General features: G+C 73.2%; 21 protein-coding genes and 2 pseudogenes. 11 read left to right on the forward strand and 12 right to left on the reverse strand.

The window, feature by feature from the left end:
- Nucleotides 1-60 precede the first annotated feature (60 nt).
- Nucleotides 61-444 (reverse strand): winged helix-turn-helix transcriptional regulator, encoded by a 384-nt coding sequence (locus tag RM844_RS14375; protein WP_311667539.1) that lies wholly within the window; start codon nt 442-444, stop codon nt 61-63.
- 217 nt (nt 445-661) lie between these two features.
- On the opposite strand from RM844_RS14375, the gene RM844_RS14380 reads away from it, so the two are divergent.
- Nucleotides 662-1567, forward strand: a complete 906-nt coding sequence (locus RM844_RS14380) for an NADP-dependent oxidoreductase (RefSeq protein WP_311667540.1) — start codon at nt 662-664, stop codon at nt 1565-1567.
- Between the two features lie 139 nt (nt 1568-1706).
- On the opposite strand, the gene RM844_RS14385 is transcribed toward RM844_RS14380, so the two are convergent.
- From RM844_RS14385 to RM844_RS14400, 4 genes are all read right to left on the reverse strand, one after another.
- Entirely contained in the window at nt 1707-2045 is a 339-nt protein-coding gene (locus RM844_RS14385) for a hypothetical protein (protein WP_311667541.1), read from the reverse strand.
- 64 nt (nt 2046-2109) lie between these two features.
- Entirely contained in the window at nt 2110-2643 is a 534-nt protein-coding gene (locus RM844_RS14390; RefSeq protein ID WP_311667542.1) for an RICIN domain-containing protein, read from the reverse strand.
- 477 nt (nt 2644-3120) lie between these two features.
- Entirely contained in the window at nt 3121-3816 is a 696-nt protein-coding gene (locus RM844_RS14395) for a fasciclin domain-containing protein (protein ID WP_311667543.1), read from the reverse strand.
- Nucleotides 3817-3912: 96 nt separating this feature from the next.
- Entirely contained in the window at nt 3913-5484 is a 1572-nt protein-coding gene (locus tag RM844_RS14400; RefSeq protein ID WP_311667544.1) for a molybdopterin-dependent oxidoreductase, read from the reverse strand.
- Nucleotides 5485-5628: 144 nt separating this feature from the next.
- On the opposite strand from RM844_RS14400, the gene RM844_RS14405 reads away from it, so the two are divergent.
- The 8 genes and pseudogenes from RM844_RS14405 to RM844_RS33740 all read left to right on the forward strand — a co-directional run.
- A complete protein-coding gene (locus RM844_RS14405) occupies nt 5629-6897 on the forward strand; it encodes an NAD(P)/FAD-dependent oxidoreductase (protein WP_311667545.1) in 1269 nt (422 codons plus the stop codon).
- Nucleotides 6894-7610 (forward strand): annotated as a pseudogene (locus tag RM844_RS14410) (DUF1365 domain-containing protein); the annotation flags it as partial. The gene RM844_RS14405 and the pseudogene RM844_RS14410, both read left to right, overlap by 4 nt.
- A 78-nt stretch (nt 7611-7688) precedes the next feature.
- Nucleotides 7689-8951, forward strand: coding sequence for a class I SAM-dependent methyltransferase (locus RM844_RS14415; RefSeq protein WP_311667630.1), 1263 nt, complete (start codon nt 7689-7691; stop codon nt 8949-8951).
- A complete protein-coding gene (locus RM844_RS14420) occupies nt 8948-9271 on the forward strand; it encodes a hypothetical protein (protein ID WP_311667546.1) in 324 nt (107 codons plus the stop codon). The genes RM844_RS14415 and RM844_RS14420 overlap by 4 nt, the downstream gene beginning before the upstream one ends.
- Nucleotides 9268-10086, forward strand: a complete 819-nt coding sequence (locus RM844_RS14425; protein ID WP_311667547.1) for a DUF1295 domain-containing protein — start codon at nt 9268-9270, stop codon at nt 10084-10086. The genes RM844_RS14420 and RM844_RS14425 overlap by 4 nt, the downstream gene beginning before the upstream one ends.
- 189 nt (nt 10087-10275) lie before the next feature.
- Entirely contained in the window at nt 10276-10641 is a 366-nt protein-coding gene (locus RM844_RS14430; RefSeq protein ID WP_311667548.1) for a MerR family transcriptional regulator, read from the forward strand.
- Nucleotides 10642-10687: 46 nt separating this feature from the next.
- The gene (locus RM844_RS14435; protein ID WP_311667549.1) at nt 10688-11710 is read left to right on the forward strand and encodes a zinc-binding dehydrogenase; all 1023 of its coding nucleotides are present in this window, start codon (nt 10688-10690) and stop codon (nt 11708-11710) included.
- Nucleotides 11711-11719: 9 nt separating this feature from the next.
- Nucleotides 11720-11842 (forward strand): annotated as a pseudogene (locus RM844_RS33740) (IS481 family transposase); the annotation flags it as partial.
- A gap of 199 nt (nt 11843-12041) precedes the next feature.
- Here the strand turns inward: RM844_RS33740 and RM844_RS14445 are convergent.
- From RM844_RS14445 to RM844_RS14475, 7 genes are all read right to left on the reverse strand, one after another.
- Entirely contained in the window at nt 12042-12197 is a 156-nt protein-coding gene (locus RM844_RS14445) for a hypothetical protein (protein WP_311667634.1), read from the reverse strand.
- A 416-nt stretch (nt 12198-12613) separates the two neighbouring features.
- Nucleotides 12614-13339 carry an anti-sigma factor gene (locus RM844_RS14450; RefSeq protein ID WP_311667631.1) on the reverse strand — a complete coding sequence of 242 codons (726 nt, stop codon included), beginning with the start codon at nt 13337-13339 and terminating at the stop codon, nt 12614-12616.
- Nucleotides 13340-13347: 8 nt separating this feature from the next.
- Nucleotides 13348-13932: a sigma-70 family RNA polymerase sigma factor gene (locus tag RM844_RS14455; RefSeq protein ID WP_311667550.1), complete on the reverse strand. Its 585-nt coding sequence runs from the start codon at nt 13930-13932 to the stop codon at nt 13348-13350.
- A 473-nt stretch (nt 13933-14405) separates the two neighbouring features.
- Nucleotides 14406-15521: an endo-1,4-beta-xylanase gene (locus tag RM844_RS14460; RefSeq protein WP_311667551.1), complete on the reverse strand. Its 1116-nt coding sequence runs from the start codon at nt 15519-15521 to the stop codon at nt 14406-14408.
- Nucleotides 15522-15578: 57 nt separating this feature from the next.
- Nucleotides 15579-17210, reverse strand: coding sequence for a glycoside hydrolase family 43 protein (locus tag RM844_RS14465; protein ID WP_311667552.1), 1632 nt, complete (start codon nt 17208-17210; stop codon nt 15579-15581).
- A 55-nt stretch (nt 17211-17265) separates the two neighbouring features.
- On the reverse strand, nt 17266-18198 hold the full coding sequence (locus RM844_RS14470) for an alpha/beta hydrolase family protein (protein WP_311667553.1): 933 nt from the start codon (nt 18196-18198) through the stop codon (nt 17266-17268).
- A gap of 570 nt (nt 18199-18768) precedes the next feature.
- On the reverse strand, nt 18769-19401 hold the full coding sequence (locus RM844_RS14475; RefSeq protein WP_311667554.1) for a MarR family winged helix-turn-helix transcriptional regulator: 633 nt from the start codon (nt 19399-19401) through the stop codon (nt 18769-18771).
- A 192-nt stretch (nt 19402-19593) separates the two neighbouring features.
- On the opposite strand from RM844_RS14475, the gene RM844_RS14480 reads away from it, so the two are divergent.
- Together RM844_RS14480 and RM844_RS14485 are read left to right on the forward strand one after the other, a co-directional pair.
- Nucleotides 19594-20565, forward strand: coding sequence for an aldo/keto reductase (locus RM844_RS14480; protein WP_311667555.1), 972 nt, complete (start codon nt 19594-19596; stop codon nt 20563-20565).
- A 131-nt stretch (nt 20566-20696) separates the two neighbouring features.
- The gene (locus tag RM844_RS14485; protein WP_311667556.1) at nt 20697-21788 is read left to right on the forward strand and encodes a Gfo/Idh/MocA family protein; all 1092 of its coding nucleotides are present in this window, start codon (nt 20697-20699) and stop codon (nt 21786-21788) included.
- Nucleotides 21789-21802 lie beyond the last annotated feature (14 nt).

Consider the following 21802-nt stretch of genomic DNA (forward strand, 5'->3'; position numbering starts at 1 on the left):
CGAACGCTCCGCCGCAGGTCGACCTGACGGTCACTCAGCAGCGTCGATGTCCGGCGGAGTTCAGCCGGCGGCGAGGCCGCCGTCACCGCCCTCGCGGGCGTCGAGCAGCTCGTCCCAGTGCTCGGTCGCCCACTGACAGGCCGCGTCCAGCGGCTCCAGCGCGCTGCGGCCCAACGGCGTCAACGCGTACTCCACCCGCAGCTTCGGGTCGGCGTACACCGTGCGTGAGACGAACCCGTCCCGTTCCAGGCCGCGGAGCGACTGGGTGAGGGCCTTCGAGGAGACACGGCCCAGGGGCACGCGCAGCTCGGAGTACCTGCGCGGGCCGTCGGCCAGGCAGTGGAGAACCAGGGGCGCCCACTTGTCACCGAAGCGGAAGGGCAGCAGCGGCGACGGGCACAGCTCGTCGAACAGGTCGGGTGGCAGCGGTGGCCGTCGCGTCATCAGTTCTCCTTCGAGGAAATCCGGTCTCCGGCCTTGGTAACCAGTTGGTGACCGACCTTCCGGCTACCTTGCGAAGCATCGACGCGTCGGGAGGTATTCCGACGATGGGCGGCATCGTCCGGCCTCGGGGCCGCGGCCGCCACCCCCGCACCCGAGCACCGCGACGGGCGTCGAACGAAGACCGGCAAGCCGACCCACTGAGCTAAGGCAGGACATCATGCGGGCAGCCCGCTTCCACGCGTACGGCGCACCGGAAAGCCTGGTGATCGAACAGGCCCCCGACCCCCACCCCGGCCCCGGGGAGATCCGGGTCCGCGTCACGGCGGCCAGCGTCAATCCCATCGACTGGAAGCTGCGCGCCGGCGCTCTGCGCCGGCTGATCCCCGTCGAGCTGCCCGCCATTCCCGGGCGGGACGCCGCCGGCGTGGTCGACGAGCTCGGTGACGGAGTGGCGGGGGTGCGAGTCGGCGAGCGCGTCTTCGGGCTGGGCGGGGTCACCGGCGCGACCGCGGAGCTGGCCATCTTGTCGGCCTGGGCCCAAGCCCCCGACGCGTGGAACGACGAGCAGGCGGCGGGCGCTGGCCTCGCGTCGGTGACCGCGATGCGCGGCCTGCACGCGCTCGGCCCGCTCGCGGGGCGCACCCTCCTCGTCGAGGGCGCCGCCGGCGGGGTGGGCAGCGCGGCCGTCGAGATCGCGGTCGCCCAGGGCGCCGCCGTGGTCGGCACGGCCAGCGAACGCAACCACGACTTCCTCACCTCACTCGGCGCCGTTCCCACCACCTACGGCCCCGGCCTCGCGCGGCGCCTCGCCGCTCTCGCTCCGCACGGCGTCGACATCGCGCTCGACACCGCGGCCTCCGGTTCCCTGGACGACGTCGTCGCCATCACGGGCGACCCGACGCGCGTCGCGACGGTCGCCGACCACGCGGCCGGGCAGCGCCTGGGCACGCACGTGGTCAACGCGGAGAACGACCCCGCCCTGCTGGCCGCGGCGGCCGAACTGGGCCGGCGAGGCCGCTACACCCCCCGCGTCGAAGCGAGCTACCCCCTGGAGCGGACCGCCGAGGCCCACGCCCACGCCGAGCGCGGACACACCCGCGGCAAGATCGTCATCCGCGTCTGAGACGGCGGAACCTCCCGGTCGGCGACCGCCGGCCGGGACGCCCCGCCCCACCACGATGCCGAGGAGCCAGTCCCACCTCACCCGACACGGGTGAACAGCGACCAGGCCCGGCCCCATCCAACGTGCCGGGACGCCCCGCCTATTGGCCCCAGTCGATCTCGGCATCCGCACCGACATATCTGTCATCGGCGGTGTCGCAATGGGCGGTGGAACTCGAGCCGACCGTAGACCAGGTCCAGTTGCCGGCACGCCAGTAGGTGGCCCCGGTCTGGAGGCTCTGGCACATCAGGAGGGCGCGGTAGCGATCTCCGGTTCCTTCTCGGCACGCGACGATGACGCTCGGCCGCCCGCCGTCGTGGCCTTCCGCCTCATCGCAGAAGTTGTTGAGCTTCTTCGCCGCCGCGGGGGCTGAGAAGCACACCTGCGCGCCGAGCACCAACACCACGAGACACCCCGTCACCGCCTGCCGAACCGCCACAGGTACCTCCACGTCAGGACAGTGAGCCGATGCTGGTGCGAGTGGTCCCCAACGCCTGGCGGCGTCACGCGCTCACCGAACGGAACCTGAACCGCTGGGTCTGGTCGCCTGTGCACGGGCGCGTCTCGATGAAGGTGAGGTCGTCCGCCGGCACGGTGGTGAGGCACTCGTTGTCGGCGGCCACGATCTCGTACCAGCCGTCCCCGACCGGAACAACGGAGAAGCGCTCGAAGTCGGCGTAGACACCGCACCGTTCCTGCCGGAGCGTCCCGCCGAGGAGGTTGTGGTAGACGATGGCGCACTTGTCGACGAAGGTGACGATCTCGTACCACCCCACCTCGACCGGACGCAGCCGGAACCGCTGGGGATCCTGGCCGGTACAGGGCTCCGCCAGGATGAACGCGTCGTCGGAGCCGTCCTGTACCGTCAGGCACGCGCCCGCGGAGGTGATGATCTCCGCGCCCGCGACCTGACGCGTGTCCGCCTGTGCAGGGCCAGACGCCGAGGCGCCCTGGGCCGTGCTGAACCCGGGAAACAGGGCCGCCGCCATCGCCGCCACCAGCAGCAGCCGGACCGACCTGGGAGATCCGTTGGTCACTGAAGCTCCTCCTCGCCGGAGAGATCGCCTTGGGCGCTGTCGCCGCTCGGGCGACGAACACCGTTGGGACAAGCCGACCGCAGCCACGACCCGGCGACAAGACGGACTCCGGCGATCTCCCCCGAAGGGGGGAGCGCCCGAAGCCCCAGCACGTGCACGGTCCGCTCTCGCTGCCGGGAGTGCACCGGCGTGCGCTACTGGCGCCACCCCGCCCGGACCGGCGCCGAAGCCCCAAGCGGACGACGCCGGCGGCCGGCCGGATGCGGCTGACGCGGGAAACGGCCCGTCGCGTGGGCTCCGTCCACCCCCGCTCCGTTCGTCGGTGGGGGGCACCGGGGCGGGTACTCGCCCGGGCCACGCCCTCGCGTTGGCGATCGCCGCCGGCCACGGCGCCCGCCAACGGATCGTGGCCTCCAGGCGGGTGGGCCCGCCCCCAGGTCGGGGGCGGGCCCGGTTCGGTCAGCCGTGGGGGACAGATCAGGGCATCAGCACGCCGTCGATCAGGTAGACCGTCGCGTTGGCGGTCTGCACGTTGCCGCAGACCACCGAGGCGTCGTTGACCGTCCAGGACTCGCCCTCGCCGGCGACGGTGACGGTCGTACCCTGGAGCGTCTCGAAGGTGCCGGCCGCCAGGTCCTCGGGAGCCAGCCGTTGGCCGACCACGTGGTAGGTGAGCACGTCGGTCAGCGCCCCCTGGTCGGCCAGCAGCGCGTCCAGGTCGTCCTGCGGGATACCGGCGAACGCGTCGTTGACCGGCGCGAACACCGTCAGGTCCGCCGTGGAGTTGAGGGTGTCGCCCAGCCCCGCGGCCTCCACCGCGGCGACCAGCGTGGCCAGTTCGGGGTTGTTGCCGGCCGCGGTGGCCACCGGGTCCTGCGCCATCCCGTCGAAGCTGCCGGCGCCGTCGGCGGGAACGGCGGAGCAGGCGGGGCCGAACGGCTCGCCGGCCCTGCTGGCGCCGCCGTCCGCCATCCCGTCGCCCTCCTCCGTTCCGGCGTTCGCGCCGTCCTCGGCGCCGTCGGTCTCCTCCTCGGGCGCGTTCTCCGCGCCGCTCTCGTTCTGGTCGGCGGAGTCGTCGTCGGAAGAGCAGGCCGCCAGCCCCAGGGGCAGGGTGGCCGCGGCCACCACGGCGATCGCGATACGACGGACGCGGCTGACTCGGGTGATGCGCATATCGGGTGAACTCCCTTGTGCTGAAACGGTGGGTGCGGAGAATCCGCGGGTGCGTGCTGGGTTTCCGGTCTGCCCCGGCGCTCCCGGGGCGGCGGGTCAGTCCACCCGCACCACCACCGAGTGCCGTCCCGTGGCGCCGTCCGGCACGGTGCCCACCCGGTCAGCGGTCTGCGTCTCGCCGTTCCGGTCGGTGGCGCGGACCTCGACGCGGTGGGTGCCGGCCGTCGGCGTCCAGCTCCAGTACCACTGGCGCCAGGTGTCGACCGAGTCCTCCCCGGCCAACTCGGCCTCCTCCCAGGCCCCTTCGTCGATCCGCACCTCCACCCGGTCGATCCCGGTGGACTGCGCCCAGGCGACGCCGGCCACCGCGACCGGCCGCCCGGCGCGCGGTCGGTCCACGGCGCGCGGGGTGTCGATCCGGGACTGGGTCTTGATCGGTGCCTCGGCGGCCCAGCCGCGCCTGACCCAGTAGGGGTCGAACGCGCCGAAGGTGGTCAGCTCCAGCTCCGTCAGCCACTTGCAGGCCGAGACGTAGCCGTAGAGCCCGGGCACCACCATCCGCACCGGGTAGCCGTGGTCGAACGGCAGCGGCTCGCCGTTCATCCCGACGGCCAGCAGCGCGTCCCGGCCGTCCAGCACGGCGGCCAGCGGCGTGCCCAGCGTCATCCCGTCCACCGAACGGGCCACCAACTGGTCGGCCTCACCGCCCTGTTGGGGGGACCGCACGCCGGCCTGGGCGAGCAGCCCGGCCAGCGGCACGCCCAGCCAGGTCGCGTTGCCCACATAGGGCCCGCCCACCTCGTTGGAGACGCAGGTCAGGGTGATCCGCCGCGCCACCAGGTCGCGCGCCAGCAGGTCGTCGAAGGTGAACGTCAACGGCCGTGCCACGCCCAGGCCGTGCAGGCGCAGCCGCCAGGACGCGACGTCGACCCTGGGGACCGTCAGGGCGGTGTCCACCCGGTAGAAGTCCCGGCTCGGGGTGCGGAACGGGGTCAGGCCCGGCACGTCCAGCGCGGCGCCGTCCGGCAGCGGCCCAGCCGGCGAGGCCGGCGCGGGAAGCCGCAACGCCGCCCGGTCGGCCGCCACCGCGGCGGCGCCGGCCGCGTTCCGCCAGCGGGCCAGCAGTCCCGCCGTGAGCGAGCCGGCCACCAGCGCGCCCGCCGTGCCGAGGAACCGCCGCCGCGCGCCGTCCGGAGCGAACACGCCCCGCCCGCCCGCCGCGTCCAACCAGCCGACGAGCACCAGCAGGACCGCGCCCGTCACCGCGCCGGCCAGCAGCGCCGGCAGGAAGTCCCCACTCCCGGCGTCCGGCCGCCCGGCGGCCGCCACCGCGCCCACCCCGCCCATCGCCAGGGCGCCCACGGCGACCAGCCGCCGCCACCGCAGGGCCGCCACCCCGGCCACCGCGGCGAGCAGCGCCAGCACGGCCAGGATGCCGAGCCGCAACACCAGCTTGTCCTGGTCGCCGAAGGTGCGGATCGCCCAGTCCTTCACGGCCGTCGGGGTCCGGTCGATCGCCGCCCCGCCCACCGCCGTGACCGGGCCGGCCTCGCGGCGCACCGCCAGCGCGGCCAGCGACTCGGCGGCGGCCAGGGCCGCGACCACCGCCAACACCCCGGCCAGCGCGGCGAGTGCGCCTCGTGCCGTTCTTCTCCGTCGCTCTCTCACACCCCTGCTTCGTACGCCGAGCCCGCCCGGATGGGACGCGGGGGAAGAAAAAACAGCCGGCCCACCCGACCCATCCGCCGACCAGCCGGCACCGAATCACCGGGGAGCGCCCCAACCCGGGGGCGGGAGGGAGCACGAGCGGGCATGACGGACAACGGTCGGCGAACGGCGGTCATCGGCGCGGGCATCGCGGGCCTGACAGCCGCCTACCTGCTCAGCGCCCGAGACCACACCACGCTCTTCGAGGCGGACGACCGGCTCGGCGGCCACGCCCACACCCACCAGGTGACCGACGCGGCGGGCGGGACCCACGGGGTGGACTCCGGGTTCATCGTGCACAACGAACGCACCTATCCGCTGCTGCGGCGCCTCTTCCACGAACTCGACGTGGCGACCAGCCCGACCGAGATGAGCATGTCGATCCGCTGCGAGGGCTGCGGCCTCGAGTACGCCGGCGCCCGGGGTGCGCGCGGAGTACTCGCACGCCCCCGCAATGTCGCCGACCCCCGCTTCCTGCGGCTGCTGGCCGAGGTGCCCCGCTTCCACCGCCGCGCCCGCCGCCTGCTGGCCGCCGGTGCCGCGTCCCCCCTGACCGTCGGCGCCTTCCTCAGCCAGGGCCGCTTCTCCCACTACTTCACCCAGCACTTCGCCGTGCCCCTGGTCTCCGCGGTCTGGTCCTGCGCGCCCGGCCAGGCCCTGCGCTACCCGGCCGTCCACCTCTTCCGCTTCCTCGACCACCACGGCATGCTCAGCGTCGGCGGATCGCCGCGCTGGCGCGTCGTCGACGGCGGCTCGGCCAACTACGTGACGCCGCTGGCCAAGCGGCTGACGGCCGTGCGGACCGGCACCCCCGTCCGCACCGTGCTGCGCCACACCGACGGCGCCCGCGTGATCACCGAGGACGGCACGACCCACGTCGTCGACCACGTGGTCGTGGCCACCCACGCCGACCAGGCGCTCGCCCTGCTCGGCGACGCCACCGAACGGGAACGCCGCGTGCTGGGCGCCTTCCGCTCCTCCCGCAACGTCACCGTCCTGCACACCGACTCCTCGCTGCTGCCCGACCGCCCCGCCGCCCGCGCCAGCTGGAACTACCTCATCCCGGAGTGCGCGGCCCCCTCGGGCCGGGTGCTGGTCAGCTACGACATGAACCGGCTCCAGCGGCTGACCGCCACCGAGCGGTACGTCGTCACCCTCAACCCGGGACAACGCGTCGAACCGACCTCGGTACTGGCCCACATGACCTACGAACACCCCCTCTTCACACCGGAGTCGGTGGCGGCCCAGGCCCACCTCCCGGAACTCAACGACGGGGTGACCGCCTTCGCCGGCGCCTACCACGGCTGGGGCTTCCACGAGGACGGCTGCCGTTCGGGCGTCGCCGCCGCCCGCTCGCTGGGGGTGCGCTGGTGACCACGCCCCCCGTGCTCTACCGGTGCCTGATCACCCACACCAGACTGCGGCCGGTCCGCCACACGTTGCGCCACCGCACCTACCTGTGGCTGGTCGACCTGGACGCCCCACCCCGACTGCCCCGCGCGCTGCGCCCGTTGGCCCGGTTCGACGCCCGCGACCACCTCGACGGAATGCCCGGCGGACTGCCCGACATCCGACGGCAGTTGACCGACTACCTCACCGAACGCGGTGAACCGGCGCCCGACGGGCGGGTGTTGATGCTCGCCCACGCCCGCGTCCTGGGCCACGTCTTCAATCCCCTGACCGTCTACTGGTGCCACCGCGCCGACGGCACCCTGGCCTGCGTGGTGGCCGAGGTGCACAACACCTACCGGCAACGTCACCGCTACCTGCTGCACCCGGACGCGCGCGGCGTGGCCCACACCGCCAAGGAGTTCCACGTCTCGCCGTTCTTCCCCGTGGACGGCGCATACCGGCTGCGGCTGCCCCCGCCCGGCCGGCACCTCGCGCTGACCGTCCGCCTGGACCGCGCCGAGGGCACCGCCTTCACCGCCACCGTGCGGGGCACCGCGCACCGCGCCGACCCGGCCGGCCTGCTCCGCGCCTGGCTGCGAAACCCCTGGTCCACGCTCGCGGTCTCCGCCCACATCCGCTGGCACGGCGTCCGCCTCTGGCTGCGCGGGCTGCCGGTGCTGCCCCGGCCACCCCACGGCGGCCCGCCCCACCCCGTCGACCCGCCCCGCCCCGTCGACCAGCCCCGCCCCCGAAAGGGCACGGAAGGGAACGCCTTGAGCACCACCACCCCGCACCACCGGGCCGCCGTCGACGCCGAGCGCTGGCCCGACGTCGCCCGCGTCCCGGCCGCCTCCGCGGCCCGCGCGGCCGTCACCCGCGCCCTGGTCGCCCGCGCCGCCCGCCGACTGAACCTCCGGGTGCGCACCCCCGCCGGCCCGCTACCGGGAACGGGCGGCCCGCTGCTGGAGGTCACCGACCCCGACGCCTTCCACGCCCGGCTCGGCCGGCACGGACTGATCGGGTTCGGCGAGTCCTACCTGGCGGGGGAGTGGGACTCCCCGGAGCTGGTCGCCGTCCTCACCGAACTCGCCGGCCACGCCGCCACCCTGGTGCCCCCACCCCTGCAACGGCTCCGCCGACTGTGGGCGGTGCGCCAGCCCGCCCGCGCCCGCAACTCCCCCAGCGACGCCCGGCGGAACATCGGCCACCACTACGACCTCTCCAACGAGCTGTTCGCCCTCTTCCTCGACCCCACCCTCAGCTACTCCTCGGCCCTCTTCCCGACCCTGCCCGCCGAGGCGGACGACCTGCGGGCCGCCCAGCACCGCAAGATAGACCGGCTGCTGGACCTGGCCGAGGTGGGCCCCGGCACCCGCCTGCTGGAGATCGGCACCGGCTGGGGCGAGCTGGCCCTCAGGGCCGCCGACCGCGGAGCCACCGTGCGCACCGTCACCCTCTCCACCGAGCAGCTCACCCTCGCCCGCCGCCGGATCGCCCAAGCCGGCCACGCCGCCCGCGTCACCGTCGAACTGGCCGACTACCGCCACCTGACCGGCAGCTACGACGCCGTGGTCAGCGTCGAGATGATCGAGGCCGTCGGCGCCCGCCACTGGCCGACCTACTTCCGCGTCCTCGACCGGCTGACCGCCCCCGGCGGGCGGGTCGCGCTCCAGGCCATCGTGATGCCGCACGACCGGATGCTCGCCTCCCGCGCCACCCACACCTGGGTGCAGAAGTACGTCTTCCCCGGCGGCCTGCTCCCCTCCACCCGCGCGTTGACCACCCTCACCGCCCGCCACACCCGGTTCGCCGTCACCCGCCACGACGGGTTCGGCGCCCACTACGCCGAGACCCTCCGCCTGTGGCGGGAGCGCTTCACCGCCCGCCGCGAGGAGGCGCTGGCCCTCGGCTTCGACGAGACCTTCCTGCGGATGTGGACCTTCTACCTCGCCTACTCCGAGGCCGGCTTCCGCTCCCGCTACCTGGACGTACGCCAACTGCTGCTCACCGACCCGCGCACCGGAGGCCCCCGATGACCGCCGCCCGCCGACTCGCCCCGTTCCCGGACCAACCCCTCGGCGGGCCCCCGCACCCCGCCCCGGGACATCCCGCCAGCCCGCGCGGCCTCCCCGGGGACGCGGGGCCGGAGGCCGCCGCTGCCGAGACCCCGCGCACCCGCGACGCGGAGGAGGACTGGAACCGCTTCGTGGCCCTGGCCGGCCGCCCGACCACCCGGCTGTGGCGGCACTACCCGGCCGGCGCGGGACCGGCCTTCGACGAACGGCGGATGGGCGTCCACCGGATCCCGGCCGAGCGGCCCGTGCCGCCGGCGACCGAGGGGAGCGCCGTCCGATGAGCCACGACACCGCCTGGGCGGCGTTCGCCCTCGGCTTCGCCGTCTCGGCCGGCGCGCTCGCCGTGCTGCTGCTGGCCACCTTCGCCGCCGTCACCTCCGGGCACGGACACCACAAGGTGGTGGACGCCGTCTGGGGAGCCGGCTTCGCTCTGGTCGCCGCCCTCGGGTGGGCCCTGTCGGCCGGCGAGGGCGACCCCACCCGCCGCACGCTGCTGGCCGCCTGCACCGTGCTGTGGGGCGGGCGGCTCTGCCTGCACCTGGCGCGCCGCGCCCGGGCGGCCGGCGAGGACCCGCGCTACGCGCGCATGCTGGACCGGGCACCCGGCAGCCGCGCCTGGTACGCGCTGCGCATGATCTACCTCCTCCAGGGCGCCCTGATCCTGCTGGTCTCCCTGCCCGTCCAGGCCGGCCAGTACGTGGCCGCCCCGCCGGACGCCGCGCTGTGGGCCGGGTTGGGACTGTGGGCCGTCGGTCTGGCCTTCGAGGCGGTCGGCGACCGACAGCTGGCCCGCTTCAAGGCCGACCCGGCCAACCGCGGCCGGGTGATGGACCGCGGGCTGTGGCGTTACACCCGGCACCCCAACTACTTCGGCGACTTCCTGGTCTGGTGGGGCCTCTACCTGATGAGCTGCGCCACCTGGCCGCTGGCCGCCCTGGCCCTGCCCGCCCCGCTCGTGATGAGCTTCCTGCTGGTCTTCGGCAGCGGCAAGGCGCTGCTGGAGCGGCAGCTGGCCGAACGCCCCGGCTACCGCGCCTACATGGCCCGCACCTCCGGCTTCCTGCCGCTGCCGCCCTGCCCTCCCCAGGGTGACTAGGTGGATTCGTCTGGATCGCTCTGGCGCGGGAGCGTCCTGAGGCGGCGGAGCGCGGAAGTCCGCCGCCTGCCCGTGCACAGAGAACCAGTTGTTGCGGGACATGACGTTGTTGGCGCCTGAGAAGGTCTTCACGTCGTCGTGGTGCGTGGTGCTGGAAGATCTCGGTGGTCTCGGACGTTGCCTCCCGACATGAAGATCGGCGAAGCCTCCCGGGTCAGTGGTGTGAGTGCGCGCTCGTTGCGGCACTACGAGGACGAGGGGCTGATCGTCCCTGGCCGCTTCAGCAACGGGTTCCGCGATTACTGCCAGTCCACGATCGACCGGGTGCTCGTCATCCGTTCGCTGCTGGAGTCCGGGCTGCCGGTGCGGTTGATCAGGGACGTCCTGCCTGGCCTCACCGACGGAACCGATGCCGGGACCGAGGCGGTGTGCGCGGAGTTTCTGCAGGAGGTACAGAGCTATCGCGATCGGCTCGCGGCACGCGTCGCCGCTCTCAGCGATCAGCGGATGGCCCTGGACGCCTACCTTCGGGAGGCCCGCCGCACCGATCTGTGAGAGCCGCTTGACCTTGACGCAAGTGTCAGGTTCCTAGGTTCGGCGCATGGAGATCAACGAGCCGCGGCAGACCGCTGACCAGACGATACGAGCCCTCATCCAGCACTCGCACCGGGGACCGAAGGACCTCGCCCTCACCGCCGATCAGCGCCGTCCCACTCCGGGCCCCGGCGAGTATCTGATCCGCGTCGGCTCTGCCGGGGTCAACTTCGCCGACGTCATGCAGACCAACGGAACCTATGTCGGCGGGCCGCAGCCACCCTACGTGGCGGGCTTCGAAGCCGCCGGCGAGATCGTGGGGATCGGCACGGATGTCGAACACCCGCTTCCTCTCGGTACTCATGTCATCGGAGCCGGTCCGGGCGCCTTCGCGCAGTACATGACGATGCCGACCGCTGGCGTCCTGCCCGTGCCGACCGGCTGGAGCGACGCCGAAGCGCTCGGCATGGTGCTGAACTGGGCCACCGCGCTGGCCGCCCTCAAGCCGCTGGGTCAGATCAAGACCGACGATGTGGTGCTCATCCATGCCGCCGCCGGCGGCGTGGGACAGGCCGCCCTCCGCCTCGCCCGCCACTACGGCGCCCGCGTGATCGCCACGGCCTCCCCGGACAAGCACCACGCCGTCAGAGCACTCGGCGCCAACGAGGTCCTGGACAGCCGCCATCCCGGACTTGCCGACGAGATCACCCGGCTGACCGGCGGAGCCGGGGTCGACCTGGTCCTGGAATCGGTGGGCAAGGCCACCCTCGCCACCAGCCTGGCAGTCGCCAAACCCTTCACCGGCCGCATCGTCGTCTTCGGAGCCGCCTCCGGCGACGCCACCATCACCACACACGACCTGGTCTTCACCCACCACGCAGCGATCAAGGGCCTGCACATCGGTGCGCTCGCGACCGAGGCCCCATCCCTCTACCAGTCGCTGCTCGCCGAGATCGCGGCGCTCGTCACCAACGGCGTCTACCCGCCAGGAACTCCCCAGGTCCACCCCCTGGCCGAAGGGCCCGAGGTGCTCCGGCAACTCCAAGCAGGCGCCACTCACGGCAAGCACGCCCTCGATCCCTGGCGCTAGGAACCACCTGTGACGCACCGCAACGCCCCGCTGTCCCACGAGGGCCGACCACGCGTCGTGCGGCGCTGCCGTATCCGCCCGATCGCCCAGGTGGCCGCCGAGATGGGCATCTCCCGAGCCCGCGCATCGAAATCGGCCTGAACCGACGCCGGTTCATCGATCCCAGCGGCGACACGAACCGGGAACCGCGGAAGATCACCGCTCGCCGCCCGGGACACATGGTCCACGTCGACGTCAAGAAGGTCGGCCGGATACCGACGGCGGCTGGCGCGTCCACGGACGCGCCAGCGCTCAGGCCAAGACCGTCGAACAACGTCCTGGCCTCATACGACTAGTCGTTGTCGAACCAGTTGACGGTGCTGGAGATTCCGCCGGCCTCGAAGCCGACGACGACGTCCGCGGACGCGGTGCCGGCCAGCCCGAGGACGCCGAGCGTCACGGCAGCGACACTCACCACCGCGCGGGACACAAAACGACGAAGAGACATCAAGCACTCCTGTTCCGTACCGAACCAAGGGGCGAACCTTGCCCCGGTCAACGGACGCACCCCCGCCCGGTTACGGCCCTTCACCCGGACGCAGCGCCCGGGATCCCGGCTCATCGGTGGCTGATCAGAGGGGTACATCCCTCGTTCTCTTCGCCGAGCCCCTCGCCAGGGGGCAGGGCGGATCTCGGCCCCAACGTCACGCCAATCGTTGCGAAGACGGCGAGGTAGGCGGGCATGATCAGATCGACGTCGTCGCGGCATGGGCATGGGCGGGGCCGGAAACGAGGATGGGGCGATGTGGCGCCATCCCGGTGGCAGCCAGCTCGAAGAGCGGCGAGTGGCTCGTGAGGGCGGTGGCCCGGGTAGGCCCGGCCCCGCGGGGGCCCTGGCCCCTGCACGGGCGGCACCGCCCCGGCTCAGCCGGCGAAGTCCATCGCGGCCAGCGGTTCCGAGGTCGGCCGCGCCGAGCCGCCGGCCGGTTCCACCGTGATGCCCATCCCGGTGGCCTGCCCGACCCGGCCGTCCATCAGCATCGCCTCCTCGCCGCCCGACTCCAACAGACCCGCCGGCCGCATCGCGCCCCCCTCGTCGAACCACAACTGGTAGACCAGCCCGTCCGGCGGGGTGGGCAGCCCCGAGGCCAGGAACGCCGCCCGGTCGTGCCCCGGGGAGAGGATCACCGTCGCCCGGCCGCCGCCCGGCACCTCACCGGTGGTGACCCGCACGTCGGGCGAGGAGAGCACGGCGGCCAACTCGTCCGCCCGCCGCTCGGCCCGCTCCACCCGCTCGCGGGCCTGCTCCGCGCTGTACCACTGCCATGCCGTGGTGCCACCCAGCAGCGCCGCCGCCAGGCACGCCGCCAGGGTCAGCGGAGGCAGCCGCCGCACCGCCCGCCGCACCGCGCCGCGCGGCGACTCCTGCCGCACCCTCGTGATCCGCTCCAGCACCGCCCGGCGCATCGCCGGCGCCGCCGGCCTGCTCATCGCACCACCCAACCGGGCGGCGGTCGCGCTCAGTTCGGACACCTCCCGGGCACAGGAGGCGCAGCGCTCCAGATGCCGCTCGAACCTGGCCCGCTCGTCCTCGGGCACCGCGTTCACGGCGTAGGCGCCGGTGAGCGTGTGCAGTTCGGCGTCGTCGATCGACTCGTTCACCCCGTCACCCCCAGGCAGTCCCGCAGTCGGATCAGACCGTCGCGCAGCCGCGTCTTGACCGTACCCAACGGCAGCGACAGCACCTCCGCCACCTCCCGGTAGGTCAGGCCCCGGTAGTAGGCCAGGGTCACCGACTCGCGCTGGCGCGGGGTGAGCCCGTCGACGCAACGCCGCACCTGCTCACGCTCCAGCCGGGTCTCGACCTGTTCGGTGACCTCGTCGAACGGGGGCGTCCGCTCCAGCAGCGCCGCCCGCCGCTCCCGGTCGGTGGCGGCCTGCGCCGAGCGCACCCGGTCCACCGCCCTGCGGTGCGCCATGGTCATGACCCAGGCCATCGCCGAGCCCCGGTCCCTGCGGTAGCGCGGCGCCTGCCGCCACACCTCGACCAGCACGTCCTGGGCGACCTCCTCCGACTGCGCCGGGTCGCGCAGCACGCCGCGCACCAGCCCCAGCACCGGCCCGGAGACGATGTCGTACAGCGCGGCGAACGCCTCGTGGTCGCCCTTGGCGACCTCACCCAACAGGTCGGAGAGATCCGGTGTGGCCGCTGGCTCCGGCCCGATCCGGGCTTGTCGCCTCACCGCGCCGCACCTCCGGCGACCCCGCGAGGGGCGCGGTGGGGTGGGCTGAGGGGGGATGAGGTCATGGCTCCTCCGGAGTCGGACGTACGCGTTCGCCTCCTCATTCGTGGCCGGACGCCGCGCGGATGGGTCCCGGACCCGACGGATTCCCCGCGGGACGAGGCAATGGGGGCCGTTCGGTCGGAGCCGGACCACTCCGGGCTACCCCGGCCATCCCCCGTCGCCCCTGCCGGGGTCCGACGACCGCGTCGTAAAGCCCGGCCACGTACGACGGTACCCGGACCGCCCCGCGCGGGTGCCCGCTCCGGCAGACGGCGGAGGACCGTTGCGGCCTGCTGACGCTCGACCCGAGCGCCACCCGGCGCGGTGCGGGGGCCGCTCTCCTCGGACGCGCGGCGCGGTGGCACGGGTCCCCTTCGCGGGGGAGTCCCGTGCCACCGCGCCGGCCACGCCGTGGGCCCGGACCCTGGTGCTCAGGGAAGGGCGTGGTGGCTCGGGCGCCAGGCCGCCGGGGAGTAGGCGAGGCCCTCGGGGTCGCCGTCCTGGTCGTCGCCCCGCGGCGCGGCACCGTTCAGCACGTCGAGGACGGCCTGGTACGCCTCCTTCTTCTGGTAGTTGCCGTCGAACAGCAGCGGGGTCTCGTCCGACCGCCAGGAGTACCTGTCGGTGATGCCCCACACGGTGATGCCGGTGCAGCGGGAGACGGCCACGCACGCCTGGGTGACGCCCCGGTAGACGTTGGCCTGGGCGGAGCCGGAGCCGCCCACGTCCAGCTCGGTGATCTCGACGTCGACGCCGAGGTCGGCGAAGCGCTGCAGGTTCGCCTGGTAGGAGGAGAGGTCGGCGTTGGAGGAGAGGTGGGTCTGGAAGCCGACGCAGTCGATGGGCACGCCGCGGTTGAGGAAGTCCTGGACCATGGCGTAGATGCCGTCGCTCTTGGCGTTGACGGCGTCCGTGCCGAAGTCGTTGTAGCACAGCTTGGCCTGCGGGTCCGCGGCCTCGGCCGCGCGGAACGCCTCCTCGATCCAGCCGTCACCGAGTTGCTGCTGCAGGTTGGACTGGCGGCGGCTGCCGTCCCATTCGAACGCCTCGTTGACCACGTCCCAGGAGGAGATCTGGCCGGCGTAGTGGCCGGCGACGCCACGGATGTGGTCGAGCATCGCCTGCCGGAGGTCGTCTCCGCCCAGTCCGGCGACCCAGGAGGGCTGTTGGGCGTGCCAGACCAGGGTGTGGCCGCGCACCTCCATGCCCTGGCTCCGGGCGTGGTCGACGATCTGGTCGCCGCCCTGGAAGGTGAACTGCCCGCGGCTTGGCTCGGTCGCGTCCCACTTCATGGCGTTCTCGGCGACCACGCTGTTGAACTCCCGGTTCAGGGTGGCGGCGTAGTCCGCCTCGCCGAGGAACTGTTGGGCGACGGCCGCGCCGTAGTACCGGCCGCTCTGCTCGGCCGCCGCGCCGAGGGTGTCGGCGGCGTGCGCGGTGCCGGCGAAGACGAGCATCCCGGTTGCGGCGATGCCGGTGGCGGTCAGCGTGGCGACGAGGGTCCTGGCGCGACGCCGCGGGTGCCGGCGACGGGTGGTCCTGGTCATGGGGTTCCTCTTTTCTGTCCGTGGGGGGAGAGGAGTGGGGACCGCGTGGCGCGCGGCTCAGGGGGTGGTGAGGTCGAAGCTCGCGACGCGCACGCTGCCCCCCAGAGCCCGGGTGGCGTGGTGGAAGATCGCGAAGCGGTAGCCCATGAAGAACTGCCAGGCGTTCTTGAGGGTGAAGCCGGGGCCGAGGTCGGTGAAGGTGGAGCCGTCGGTGCTGTAGGAGAAGTGGGCCTGCCGCCCCGCGCCGGGCGTGATGTCGGCCCAGGCCCGCAGCCAGATCCGGGTGCCAGCGACGGCGGCGGTGGCACGTTCGGTGCCGGTGGAGATGGTGTTCCAGTCGCTGTCCATGGTGATGTCGTCGACCATGGCGAGCCGGGTGGTGCCGCCCTCCCGGACCAGGCCGAGGTAGGCGGAGGAGTCGCGCAGCAGCGCGAGGCCGGCGCGGTCTCCGTCCGTCATGCCGGTGTGGTCGAGTTCGATGGTGGCGGTCGACGTGGGGCCCTGGACGCGGCGGGTGAGGGTGTTCCGGGCGGCGTACAGGTCGGCGGTGACGGTGGCGGTGGTGAGGGTCAGGCCGTTGTCCACGGCGAACCTGCTGGTGTCCGGGTTGTGGTTCCATTCCCAGTGCGGGGCGAGCGTGCTGCCATCGAAGGTGTCGAGGCCGGTCATGGGCCTGGTCGCACGGGGCGGCGCCGGCACGTCGGGCGCCGGGTAGGTGGTGCCCCAGGCGCCGTTGACGAGCTGGAGTTGGGGCCAGCCGTCGCTGGTCCAGGTGATCGGGGCGAGCGCGGGGACCCGGCCGCCGGGGTAGGCGTCGACGAACGCCAGGTAGTACCAGTCGCCGCCGGGGGTGTCGACCAGCCCGCCCTGGTGGGGCACGCCGCCGCCCTGGATCGGGCCGGGGAGGTCCAGGAGGAGTTCCCGTAGCTCGTAGGGGCCGAAGGGGGAGGAGGACTTGAGGATGTACTGGCCGTTGGCCGGCCGGGTCAGGAAGATGTAGTAGCTGCCGTTGATCCGGTAGAACCTGGCTCCCTCCAACGTGCCGATGCCGGAGGGGGTGCTGAAGACGTGTTCGTCGCGCACCTCGCTCGTCAGGTCGGGCGACAGCTGGGCGACGGAGATCTGGGTGTTGCCGTAGGCGACGTAGGGGGTGTCGCCGTCGAAGAGCAGCCCGGCGTCGTAGTAGGCGCGGGGGATGGTGGCGATCCGTTCCCAGGTGGCCTCGACGTCGGTCGCGGTGTAGACGTGGGTCTGGGAGAAGTCGGTCTGTCCCAGCCAGTAGAAGCGGCCGTCGCTGGCCCGGTGGTTGAGGGTGGAGGCCCAGATGCCGTCCACGTACGCCCGGCCGCCGTCGAGGTCGTACTTGGCGCCGAAGTCCAGTCGGGGCACGGAGTGGCCGGCGAACTCCCAGTCCACCAGGTTCCAGGAGCGCAGGACGGGTGCGCCGGGGGAGTAGTGCATGGTGGAGGCCGAGTAGTAGAAGGTGTCGCCGACGCGCAGCACCTCGATGTCCGCGAAGTCCTGCCAGAGCACGGGGTTGGTGAAGTCGGCCAGTGGGCGGACGCCGGTGGTCGCCGCCGACGCCGTGGAGTGCGGACGTGGCCAGGGGGAGAGGGCGGCGGTGACGCCGAGGCCGGCCGCCCCGGCGAGCAGGCCGCGACGGCTGGGGCGGGGTGTGGGGGGTGACATGGCGGGGGACTGCCTTTCCTCGGAGGCGGGCGGTCGTGGGGTGGGGGCCGTCGGGTCAGCCGAGTTCGGCTTCCCAGACGGTGCCGCTGGAGGAGGCGTCCTCCGCGAGGCGGTCGCGGGCCGCGGTGTCGGCGTAGAGGCTCCACCGCATCCAGTCCACGAAGGTGGCGCGGGTCTGTGGGTAGGTGGCCCCGTTGCCCCACACGTACTCGTCGTGCCCCTGGCCGACATGGGTGAGGAACGCCTTCGGCGCGGCCAGCTCGGTGTATGCCTGGCGCGCGAGGGAGTACTGGCAGACCGGGTCCTGGTCACCGTGCAGGAACAGGGTGTTGGCGGCGACCTCGCCCGTCGGGTCGCCCATGTCCACGCAGGCGAACGGGACGGCGGCCCTGACCCTGCGGTCCGGCCAGGCGGTGAGCAGGCCGTGGGTGGTCATTCCGCCCAGTGAGTGGCCCGCGACGCCGACCCCGGCCGCCACGTCGAGGTGTCCGGCGAACGGATCGCCCGGAGTGTTGTTGAGCGCGAGCGCGCGGCTGATCACCTCGGAGACGTCCCTCGACTGGTTGCCGTTGTAGACGTCCTGGATGTTGCCCGCCGAGCCCTCCGAGGTGGTGGGGAAGACGGGCGCCGGGACGACGAAGCCCGCCTCGGCCAGGGGGAGGATCTCCGCGAGGTAGACCTCGGGGGTTCCGTAGAGGCCGTGGCTCCATTCGACGACGGGGAAGACGCCGTCCGCGACGGGGGCGTCGCGGACCGGGTCGCCGCCGGGCGAGCCCTGCGCGGGGTACCAGACCCGGGTGACCAGCGCGCGGTCACCGCGGCTCCAGTGGAACTCCCGCAGCCCGACCGCGAACGGCTCGGCCGGCGCGTCGCTGGCGGCGGGCACCCTGGCGGTACCGGCGAGGGCGCTCGCCGTCGGGCCGGAGAGGCCGAGGGCGAGCGCCGAGCCGGCGCCGAGGGTGAGGAACGATCGCCGTGTGGGGGACATGAGCGGCTCCTGAGGTGGGGGGTGCGAAGGCGCGGCGGGACGGCGGGGCTGGTCGGCCGTCCCAGGCCGACACATGCAGTGTGTTCGATATGCCGGACGCCGTTCTTCACGTCGGACAGAGAATAGGAAGGGGGTCCGGGGGCGTCAATGCGTCTGTCCCGATGAACCGGCTTTATTTTTCGGATAGTTGAGAACCCATAGCGGGCGGGCCTCGCCGGTCGAGAAGAAAACGAAATCCCCGCCGTGTGGAACGCGCGCCGCACCACTTCTCCTGGGCGTCGAGCGGGTATTCACAGACTTCGACAGGAGGGCTCGGAAAACTCCGAGAACCCATGAATTCCACCAGGGTGAGTCCCGCTTTTCCGCGGAACTCGGTTACCGATGACCTCCCTGGCGGCCTGGGGCGGCTTTCGCCGCTGTCCGTCCTCACGGCCGGCCCGCGGCCGCTCGCGGAGCCGACCGTCGTCCGGGTGGCCACCGCGCACCGGTCAGGGCCGGCGACCGACGCGTCCCCGACCGCCAGGACCGCACCCACCTCGCCGGCCGGCGAGCGAGCGAAGTGGTGCGGCGCTAACCGGACTCGGGTGTCCCGGTCGGGTCGGACGCCGCGGAGACCGCGTCGGGGTGCCGGCGCTTGATGGCGGCGTCGACCGCGGCGCCGATGCGGCGCAGGGTCGCCAACTCGTGCGGCTCCAGCCCCTCGATCAGGTATTCGCGGACCGCCGCGACGTGTCCCGGGGCCGCCGCCACGACCGCCGCGTAACCGGCCTCGGTCAGGGTCGCGTTCGTGCGTCGGCCGGAGCCGGGGATCCGGGCTCGGGTGAGCAGTCCGCGCTTCTCCAGCCGTCCGACCACATGCGACAGCCGCGACAGCGACGCCGAGGTCCGCGCGGCCAGATGACTCATCTGCATGGTGTGCGCCGGCTGTTCGGACAGGACCGAGAGCACCATGTACTCGAAGAAGGTCATCTGTGACTCGCGCTGCATCCGCGCGTCCAGGGCGGCCGGCAGGCTGATCATGATCGCGGAGTTGGCCAGCCACGCCGCCCGCTCGTCGGGGCTCAGCCAGCGCGTTCCGGCGGCCGACCCGGGGGGGTTCCCCGCGTCGGCTCCCGCGTCGCCGGGTGTCGCGGTGTCGCCCGTCGCCCCGTTCCGTGAGCGCCGCCGGCGCGGTCCGTCCGTGTCCGCTGTGGTGTCGGCCATGCGGCCATCCTAGGCGGCCCCCTTGTTGACGCGTCAAGTTGGGGCGTGTACTTATTGACGCATCAAGTTTCTCGCGGCGCCGCCCGGCCACGCACCCGAGGGCGGCGCGGCGCGACTCCGGTCGCGGCGCCCCACCAGGGTGCGCGTGCCACGCGCGGGGCCGGTCCACCGATCCAGAAAAGGAACCACCACATGCGGGTCACATCACTGGGAGGGGCCGAGGTCTCGCGCATCGGCCTCGGGACCATGGGGATGTCGGCGTTCTACACCGGAGCCGGTCGCGACGAAGCCGAGTCGATCCGCACCGTGCACCGCGCGCTGGACCTCGGTGTCACCCACCTCGACACCGCCGAGGTGTACGGGCCCTATGTCAACGAGGAACTGGTGGGCCGTGCCGTCAAGGGCCGCCGGGACGAGGCGTTCATCGCCACCAAGTTCGGCCTCGTCTCCCACACCGGCCGGCCAGGCCCGGACAGCACCCCCGCCAACATCCGCACCGCCGTCGACGGGTCGCTGCGGCGGCTCGGAACCGACCACATCGACCTGTACTACCAGCACCGCGTCGACCCCGGCACCCCCATCGAGGAGACGGTGGGCGCGTTGAGCGAGTTGGTGGCCGCGGGCAAGGTGCGCCACATCGGGCTGTCGGAGGCGTCCGCGGCGACGGTCCGCCGGGCGCACGCGGTCCATCCCGTGGCCGCCGTCCAGACCGAGTACTCGCTGTGGACCCGCGACCCCGAGGCCGGGGTGCTGCCGACGTTGCGGGCGCTCGGCATCGGCCTGGTGCCCTACTCGCCGCTGGGGCACGGCTTTCTCACCGGCGCCATCCGCACCCTGGACGGCCTGGACGCCACCGACTGGCGGCGCACCAACCCGCGGTTCACCGGCGAGAACCTCACCCGCAACCTGCGCATCCTCGACGAGGTGACCGAGATCGCCGACGAGGCCGGGGCCACGCTCGCGCAGGTCGCGCTGGCCTGGCTGCTCGCCCAGGGCGACGGTATCGCGCCCATCCCCGGGACCAGGCGCGTCGACCGGCTGGAGGAGAACCGCGCCGCCGACGGCATCCGGCTCACCGCCGACCAGCTCACCCGCCTGAACCAGGTGACGCCGGCCTCTGGCGAACGCCACGCCGAGCCCGACATGGCCGCCATCGACCGATGAGAAACACCCCGCGACACCACGCGGCGGCCGCGCACGGCGGGGAGAGCCCACCGCATTCCGGCGAGCCGTCAGAAGGACGGCACGGAATGGCCGTACCGCGATCGAAGAGTGATGAAGGAGCTGTCCACACCATGGCAAGCAGCGTGATCCGGGTCGGCATCATCGGGGCCGACACGAAGGCCAGCTGGGCGGGGGCGTCGCACGTCCCCGCGCTGGCGGCACAGCCGGCGTTCCGGCTGGCGGCCGTGGCGACCCGGCACGAGGAGAGCGCTCGCCGCGCCGCCGAGGCGTTCGGCGCCGAACGCTGGTTCGCCGACCCGTTCCAGCTCATCCACGATCCGGCCGTCGACCTCGTGACCGTGGCCGTCAAGGTCCCCGCGCACCGCGAACTCGTGCTGGCCGCCCTCGCGGCGAACAAGGCCGTGTACGCGGAGTCCCCGCTGGGCACGACCGTCGCGCAGGCGGAGGAGATGGCCGCCGCGGCGGGCTCGCTGCACACGGCGATCGGCCTCCAGGGCCGGCACAACCCGTCGGTGCGCCGCGCGGCGGAGATCATCGCCCAGGGCCGGCTCGGGCGGCTGCTCTCGGCCCGGGTCGTGGCGACGACCTTCGGGAACGGTCCGGAGTCGGCGAGCGCGTACGCGTACTTCGACGAGGCGGCGGCGGGAGCCGGCCTCCTGCCGATCGCGGCGGGCCACGTGCTGGACGTGGTCGAGGCGGTGCTCGGTGACATCACCGAGATCGACGCGCGCACGGAGCTCCTCTGGCCGCGGGTGAGGCTGGTGGACACCGGCGAGCTCTCCGTCCGGGAGGTGCCGGACCACCTCGACGCCATCGTCAAGACCGCCTCGGGCGCGCCGGTCGGGGTCCAGATACTGGCGGGCGTGCCCGCGCCCGACGCCCACTTCGGCCTGGAGGTCCGCGGCTCGGACGGCTGGCTGAGGCTGACCGGCGAGCACCCCGCGGGCGTACAGGTCGGCGACCTGACGCTGTCCTCGAACGTGGACTTCACCGCGCCCGACAGCCCCGTCGCCACCGCCACCGGCCCGACCGCCGCCGAGATCTGGACCGGCGCGTCCATCAACGTGGGCGAGGTGTACGCCGGCCTGGCGCGCGACATCGCGCACGGCACCCACCACACCCCGGGGTTCGCGCACGCCGTCCACAACAGCCGCCTGATCGCCCGGGTCGAACAGGCCGCGCGCACCGGCCGCCGGCAGTGACGGCGCCACGCCAC

Origin of the sequence: Streptomyces chisholmiae, assembly GCF_031845445.1 — a bacterium.
GTDB lineage: Bacteria > Actinomycetota > Actinomycetes > Streptomycetales > Streptomycetaceae > Streptomyces > Streptomyces chisholmiae.

Excerpts from the sequence above, each read along its gene's own strand:
- RM844_RS14375 (WP_311667539.1), bottom strand. The coding sequence starts at position 444 with ATGACGCGACGGCCACCGCTGCCACCCGACCTGTTCGACGAGCTGTGC.
- RM844_RS14380 (WP_311667540.1), top strand. The coding sequence starts at position 662 with ATGCGGGCAGCCCGCTTCCACGCGTACGGCGCACCGGAAAGCCTGGTG.
- RM844_RS14395 (WP_311667543.1), bottom strand. The coding sequence starts at position 3,816 with ATGCGCATCACCCGAGTCAGCCGCGTCCGTCGTATCGCGATCGCCGTG.
- RM844_RS14405 (WP_311667545.1), top strand. The coding sequence starts at position 5,629 with ATGACGGACAACGGTCGGCGAACGGCGGTCATCGGCGCGGGCATCGCG.
- RM844_RS14420 (WP_311667546.1), top strand. The coding sequence starts at position 8,948 with ATGACCGCCGCCCGCCGACTCGCCCCGTTCCCGGACCAACCCCTCGGC.
- RM844_RS14425 (WP_311667547.1), top strand. The coding sequence starts at position 9,268 with ATGAGCCACGACACCGCCTGGGCGGCGTTCGCCCTCGGCTTCGCCGTC.
- RM844_RS14430 (WP_311667548.1), top strand. The coding sequence starts at position 10,276 with ATGAAGATCGGCGAAGCCTCCCGGGTCAGTGGTGTGAGTGCGCGCTCG.
- RM844_RS14435 (WP_311667549.1), top strand. The coding sequence starts at position 10,688 with ATGGAGATCAACGAGCCGCGGCAGACCGCTGACCAGACGATACGAGCC.
- RM844_RS14445 (WP_311667634.1), bottom strand. The coding sequence starts at position 12,197 with ATGTCTCTTCGTCGTTTTGTGTCCCGCGCGGTGGTGAGTGTCGCTGCC.
- RM844_RS14460 (WP_311667551.1), bottom strand. The coding sequence starts at position 15,521 with ATGACCAGGACCACCCGTCGCCGGCACCCGCGGCGTCGCGCCAGGACC.
- RM844_RS14465 (WP_311667552.1), bottom strand. The coding sequence starts at position 17,210 with ATGTCACCCCCCACACCCCGCCCCAGCCGTCGCGGCCTGCTCGCCGGG.
- RM844_RS14470 (WP_311667553.1), bottom strand. The coding sequence starts at position 18,198 with ATGTCCCCCACACGGCGATCGTTCCTCACCCTCGGCGCCGGCTCGGCG.
- RM844_RS14475 (WP_311667554.1), bottom strand. The coding sequence starts at position 19,401 with ATGGCCGACACCACAGCGGACACGGACGGACCGCGCCGGCGGCGCTCA.
- RM844_RS14480 (WP_311667555.1), top strand. The coding sequence starts at position 19,594 with ATGCGGGTCACATCACTGGGAGGGGCCGAGGTCTCGCGCATCGGCCTC.
- RM844_RS14485 (WP_311667556.1), top strand. The coding sequence starts at position 20,697 with ATGGCAAGCAGCGTGATCCGGGTCGGCATCATCGGGGCCGACACGAAG.